Raw genomic sequence first — 442 nt, 5'->3', positions numbered from 1 at the left:
GAACGTTACGACGAGCCCGCCCGGGCGGCCTTCGACTCCGCCTATCGAAGCGAACTCCAGCATTGGCAGGCCCTGATAGATCAACTCGGCGGGGTGTATGCCGAGCACTACGCCTGCCCCGCCTTCAAGCAGGTCGCCAAGCACGACTACACCGTGAATGAATGGCGCTCGACGGAGGCCTTCATCCGCATGCTAGGGGCTTGTCTCAATGGCGGCCCGACCGAAGCGCTGCCACTGGACGGGGCCGCCCTCGCCGCCACCCAGCGCCTGTGGCAACAGGAACTCGAAAGCCGCGACAGCCTGCTCTACCAGGCCTTGGTGGCCAAGGACGAGGTGCTGCTGAAGCACCTGCTCGACAGCCTGTCCGGGGATGACCTGGGCAAGGTCTACGACACCGTCAAGAGCACGATCGAAAGCATGGAAGGCCAGTACCTGATGGTCA

The 442-nt window shown here is 63.8% G+C and carries 1 pseudogene; it reads left to right on the top strand.

The features are described 5' to 3' along the window. Positions 1–442 (top strand): annotated as a pseudogene (locus tag IRZ56_RS22950) (hypothetical protein); the annotation flags it as partial.

The organism is Pseudomonas guariconensis (genome assembly GCF_015680235.1).
In the GTDB taxonomy this organism is placed as follows: domain Bacteria; phylum Pseudomonadota; class Gammaproteobacteria; order Pseudomonadales; family Pseudomonadaceae; genus Aquipseudomonas; species Aquipseudomonas guariconensis_A.
The sequence above is the reverse complement of the archived record's forward strand: the minus strand, read 5'-3'. Positions and strand labels throughout refer to the sequence as shown.